Below are 5,380 nucleotides of genomic sequence, written 5' to 3' on the forward strand. Positions count from 1 at the left end.
ACGACTATAAGTTGTTTCCGACGAGGCTTTTTGGTGATTTTAGCATCTGTGATTAAGGGAATGCCTTTACCTAAAGGCAGCTTTATTCCCGATTTTTCTCCAGCCCCTGGATGAATCTTAAAAACATACCCTTGAAAGGTCTCCCCATCTCCCCATCTCCCCATCTCCCCGTCTGACTAAAGCGAGAATGAAACAGCCCTACCTTTTAGGGCGGGTGCGATTCGTTGTTCTGCAATCTATACAGATAGCATTACTTGTTTTGCAAAATTGTTTTAGATGCCAAACGGGTTTTTTTGCGATCGCCTTGAGTCAAATCTTTACCAATTTGCAATCTAGTAGCATTGGTTTGCAGCACTGTCGCCCCTTGTTTATCTCCCAGTTGTAGGGCAGTTTTCGCTGCCGTTTGTAGCATGGTTGCCGCTCCCGCGCGATCGCCTTGTTTGAGTTTGGTTTCGGCAATTTGAGTTTGACGGTATTTAGCCAAAGTCAAAATATGGTTGTGTACCACATCGCTGGGATAGGGTAGATAGTGGCTTTGAGATTCTACTTCGATGGCTAATACAGCGGAATGGAGCTTTTCTTTATTCGCCCCAGGATCGTCGTAACGGAGTTGCACCGCAGCAATTTTATGAGTGCCAGGAGATAGTTGATTGATATAAAAATTAATTAAAATTATTCTCGGTCGATCGACCATCAAATCTCCCAGGCGGATGCTAAAGTGATTGCCTTCAAGATTGGCATTAAGTTCGATGGTTTCGGGGGATATTTGGGCGATGGGTTTTAATTCTGCCAAACGTACCTTGGGCATTAATTCAATAGTTAGGTAACTATTGGTCAAGCCTACTGACAGGGCGCGGGCAAATAACCGTTCAAATTCTGCTACTGCTCTTTCTGGCTTTTCGATATAGGCTAAAGTTCCTTGTGCCGAATCGGAAATTTGTTCTAAAACATCTTGATTCCAATGTTCGCCAAAACCTAAAGTATCGATGGTAATGTTATATTCTGCTGCTAATTCTGCTAGTTTCAAACAACGTTTATTATCACCGTGTTCGTTTTCCCCATCGGTTAATAAAAACAAACGAGAGACGCAATGTTGATTATAAGCAGCAATTTCTTTAATTCCCAAACGCATTCCTTCATCAATAGAAGTTCCTCCATCGGCTACCATGAGTCGGATTTTTTGAATGATGGCTTTTTGATTATTATTCACCAACTGATTGGAGACAATAACCTTAGCACGATGGTCGAAAGTCACAATACTAATGCGATCGCTTGGTTTGAGTTGATTAATAATCCCGATTGCAGCTTCTTTAATAGTCGCTAAAGGTTCTTCGGACATCGAACCGCTGCGATCTAAAACCAAACATAAATTAAGGGGTAACCCGCCACTATTGTCTTGGGGAATAGCTGAAATAGCCAGGGATAGTTGGCGTTGACTGGTAGTTAATTGAGCATCAATATTACTATCACTTAAATAGGACTGTAAACCAACTTTCATAATGACTAAAAAATAAAATTTAACTTATATGATAGTCGTTAGTCGTTAGTCGTTAGTTGTTAATTGTTAGTTGTTATAGGTTATAGGTTAAAAAAGGTTATAAATGTTTAAAATATCTCAGATTGGAATTAAAAACAAAATAGCTAACGATCCCTATTATCGTTTTCAATCTTTAAAAGAAATTGCGCTCGCCGTAGACTTAGGTATTAGAATTGATGTCAATCAGGCGGGAGTAGATGACTGGTTGAGATTGCCTGGGTTTTCGATCCATCAAGCGCGATCGCTAGTAAATTTGGTAGAGATGGGAGTACATTTATATAGTTTAGAAGATATTGCTGCTGCGATTAACGTTCCTTTACAACGATTGCAACCCTACGAATCTATTTTGGCTTTTGCTTATTACGATCGCCTTAGTAGTTTGAGTCCAGAAAAAATTAATCTCAATCTAGCATCTATTGGAGAAATTATGACAATTCCCCAGATCGATGCAGATACAGATCTAGCGAGCCAAATACAATTAGAGCGGCAAACAAATGGTAAATATCGCAACATAGTGGATTTACAACGTCGCTTAAATCTAGATCCTGAGTTAACATCACACCTAATGCACTATGTCTGTTTTTAATACCATTAACCACTGACAAATTATGTCTGAATCTCCCCAAAACGAACCCATGCGGAGCGTTCATACTAATAATTTTCCTCACATTTTAAGTCAATGGGGAATTTCGTTAGTAGTCTCTACTTATCAAGCTGGCAAACTAATCGTATTGCGTGCAGATGGCGATTATATCAATACTCATTTTCGGATCTTCAACAAACCCATGGGTATTGCCGCAGATCCTCATAAAATTGCCATTGGCTGTAGCAGTCAAATTTGGGAACTAAATAACGTTCCCGCAGTAGGAGCAAAAATAGAACCCCAAGGGAAACACGATGCTTGTTTTTTACCCCGTCAATCCCACACTACTGGAGATATTGATATTCACGAAATGGAATGGGGAGGGGCGGACAATTCTCAATTGTGGTTCGTCAATACTCGTTTTTCTTGTCTTTGCACCCTAGATAAAAACTTTAGTTTTGTTCCCCAATGGCGACCTAAATTTGTCACTGCCCTAACTCCCGAAGATCGCTGTCACCTTAACGGTTTGGCAATGGTTAACCGCCAACCAAAATACGTTACGGCTTTAGGGGAAACAGACACCATGGGAGGCTGGCGACAAAATAAAGCCAATGGCGGTATTTTAATCGATCTAGCTCAAGATGAGATTATCAGTCGCGGTATTTCTATGCCCCATTCTCCCCGTTGGTATGGGGATCGCTTGTGGATTTTGGAGTCGGGAGAAGGAAGTATTTCCATTTGCGATCGCGACACGGGCAAATTGTCAACCATTACCACCCTTCCTGGTTTTACTCGCGGTATCGATTTTTATGGCAATCTGGCTTTTATCGGACTGTCTCAAGTCAGAGAAACGGCAGTATTTAGCGGTTTACCCCTTACTGAAAGACTGGATGAAAGAATTTGTGGGGTGTGGGTGGTTAATCTGGAAACCGCTCAAACTGTGGCATTTTTGAAGTTTGAAGATGCCGTACAAGAAATTTTTGCTGTTAGGGTATTGCCCAATATTCGCTTTCCCGAAATTATTGACTGGGACGAACAATTAATCGGTAGTTCTTATGTTTTACCCGATGCAGCCTTAGCAGATGTCCCCCAAGAAAGATTATCTTCTAGCAAGAAAGGCAGTTAGACTAAATATTTGTAACCGATCGACCGAGAAGAATCTATGTTTTTCAAATTTTTGAACCCAATTGCATTAAGCTTGGTAGCGACATTAGTTTCTCAGACTTCTATCATGGCTCAAGCCGATCGGTTCGAGTTAAATAATTTGCTTTTTCAGGGCAAGCAATACGTACAGACTCAAGAATACGATCGCGCTATCGAAACTTACGAAAAAGCAGCAGCCATAGACGAAAATAATCCGAGGATTTTTTCGGGCATAGGTTATGTTTATATCCTCAAACAAGACTACGAAGCAGCGATCGAAGCCTACGAACGAGCCATTAAATTAACTCCTGACAATCCCAAGCTCTATTATGCTCTGGGCTATAGTTTGGGTACAAATGGGGAAAACAAAAAAGCAGCAGAAGCTTACAAAAAAGCGATCGAACTAGAGCCATTAAACATTCAAAATCATATTGGTTTGGGTGTAGTTTCAATTCGTGCGGGAGAATACGATCGCGCTATTCGAGCCTATAGAGTTGTTTTAGCTTTAGATCCCGAAAACGAAGAAGCCTATCAAGTTATCGCTCGTATTTTGACGGAACAAAAACGCTATCAACAAGCGGTTAATTTTTTAAGACCGATTATTCAAAAATATCCCCAACTAGCAGAGTTACAGTTAAATTTGGCAGATGTTTTAATTAGCCAGGGAAATATTGACGAGGGATTGCAAACCCTAGCCACAGCCAAAGCTAACGATCCGCAAAATCATTTAATTTATCTCAAAATAGGCAACGCTTTATTTCAGCAACAAGAATTAGACGCGGCTTTAAAGGAATACCAACAAGCAGCCAGACTGAACTCTGATAATTCTGAAGTCATAGCTGGAATAGGCAAGATTTATTTAGCTCAAAAGAATTATCTCAGCGCAATTATTACCTTCCGTGATTTAACTGAAATCGAACCAGAAAATCCTACGGGATATCATAATTTAGGATTGGCTTTAAAAGCTAGAAACAGAACCAAGGAAGCGATCGCAGCCTTAAATCGAGCTTTGGCACTATACCAAGAACAAGGTAACCAACAAGAAGCAGATAATGTTGCTATCTTAATTGACGAGATTGATAATATCGATAATGAAGATTAAAAGTTAGTATTGTCATACTATATTCAATACCTGCTTTCAATCAATATTTTATTTTTATCACTTATTTTTTACGATCAGATTCCCCGAACCCATGGATATTATGGAGACTGTTGCCCGAATTAAGTCTCAATTGCAGGAAATTGAGTTACAAGAAGCAGCCAATCAGCAAGAACAAGCACGAGTTAGTCAGCGCATTGCCGAGCTTGAGACAGAACTCAAACAAAATCATAATCGACGCAACGAATTAGATCGGGAAGCTTTAAAACTATATACTAAAGCGGAAGAATTACGACCAAAACTGAGTAAACTAGAAAGAATTGCCAATTTATCCCGCGAATTTCTAGAATTACACGACGAATGCCAAGATAACCAGGATTTATTAAATACTTTATATTCTTCTGTTTCCCATCTCCCCCAAATAGATCCCCAGAAGACTGGGACAGATATTCAAAACGATCGATCCGAGTCTTCAAGTCAAACTAATTCTGCTTCTAGCGATCGCCGTAATGATAACGACTACAGTATTTCGATCGAAAGTATCAAACAGGCAATGCCCAACGCCGAAAAAGTATACCAACAGCTAGTTGCTGCTTATTTGGAAGAATATAAAACTTACCAAAATTATATTATCGATGGTTTAGATTTAATTTGGTACGCCGTAGCATTTATCGCCTTCGGGCGAGATTCCTATCGCAAAATGAGCTTTAAATACCACCCCGACTTAGATGGCTCGCAAATGGCAATGCAATTGATTAATACTGCTTGGTCTATTTCTCAAAATTTTTTAACCAGTTCTGATGAAGATGACACGATGTTATAACCTATAACCTACGCCTGATGTGGATTAGCTTCGCTGCAAATCAATTAGTTCGTAGCTATCAGCTATCAGCTATCAGCTTTTGAAGTATTTAAAATCTATTCTTCTTATTTTAAAGCGATCGCTCTTAAAACACTCTCGATCTACATATGGGGTTATCAAATAAACAAAACACTATCTGTAGTGCTTGACGAAATA

The 5,380-nt window shown here is 39.7% G+C and carries 5 protein-coding genes; 4 read left to right on the forward strand and 1 reads right to left on the reverse strand.

Going from position 1 to position 5,380, the window contains the following annotated elements:
• Positions 1 to 250: 250 nt before the first annotated feature.
• Positions 251 to 1,498 (reverse strand): vWA domain-containing protein, encoded by a 1,248-nt coding sequence (locus tag AC33VI_RS14165; protein ID WP_491782912.1) that lies wholly within the window; start codon positions 1,496 to 1,498, stop codon positions 251 to 253.
• Between the two features lie 103 nt (positions 1,499 to 1,601).
• Here AC33VI_RS14165 and AC33VI_RS14170 point away from each other — a divergent pair, with 103 nt between their 5' ends.
• The 4 genes from AC33VI_RS14170 to AC33VI_RS14185 all read left to right on the forward strand — a co-directional run bounded on the left by AC33VI_RS14170 (position 1,602) and on the right by AC33VI_RS14185 (position 5,185).
• The gene (locus AC33VI_RS14170) at positions 1,602 to 2,123 is read left to right on the forward strand and encodes a ComEA family DNA-binding protein (protein WP_491782913.1); all 522 of its coding nucleotides are present in this window, start codon (positions 1,602 to 1,604) and stop codon (positions 2,121 to 2,123) included.
• Between the two features lie 22 nt (positions 2,124 to 2,145).
• On the forward strand, positions 2,146 to 3,246 hold the full coding sequence (locus AC33VI_RS14175; RefSeq protein ID WP_491782914.1) for a TIGR03032 family protein: 1,101 nt from the start codon (positions 2,146 to 2,148) through the stop codon (positions 3,244 to 3,246).
• Positions 3,247 to 3,297: 51 nt separating this feature from the next.
• Positions 3,298 to 4,365, forward strand: coding sequence for a tetratricopeptide repeat protein (locus AC33VI_RS14180; protein ID WP_491782915.1), 1,068 nt, complete (start codon positions 3,298 to 3,300; stop codon positions 4,363 to 4,365).
• Positions 4,366 to 4,456: 91 nt separating this feature from the next.
• The gene (locus tag AC33VI_RS14185) at positions 4,457 to 5,185 is read left to right on the forward strand and encodes a J domain-containing protein (RefSeq protein ID WP_491782916.1); all 729 of its coding nucleotides are present in this window, start codon (positions 4,457 to 4,459) and stop codon (positions 5,183 to 5,185) included.
• Positions 5,186 to 5,380: the final 195 nt, after the last annotated feature.

The sequence above is a fragment of the Waterburya sp. genome, assembly GCF_058530065.1.

Coding starts and splice junctions, on each gene's coding strand:
- AC33VI_RS14165 (WP_491782912.1), bottom strand. CDS start 1,498: ATGAAAGTTGGTTTACAGTCCTATTTAAGTGATAGTAATATTGATGCT.
- AC33VI_RS14170 (WP_491782913.1), top strand. CDS start 1,602: ATGTTTAAAATATCTCAGATTGGAATTAAAAACAAAATAGCTAACGAT.
- AC33VI_RS14175 (WP_491782914.1), top strand. CDS start 2,146: ATGTCTGAATCTCCCCAAAACGAACCCATGCGGAGCGTTCATACTAAT.
- AC33VI_RS14185 (WP_491782916.1), top strand. CDS start 4,457: ATGGATATTATGGAGACTGTTGCCCGAATTAAGTCTCAATTGCAGGAA.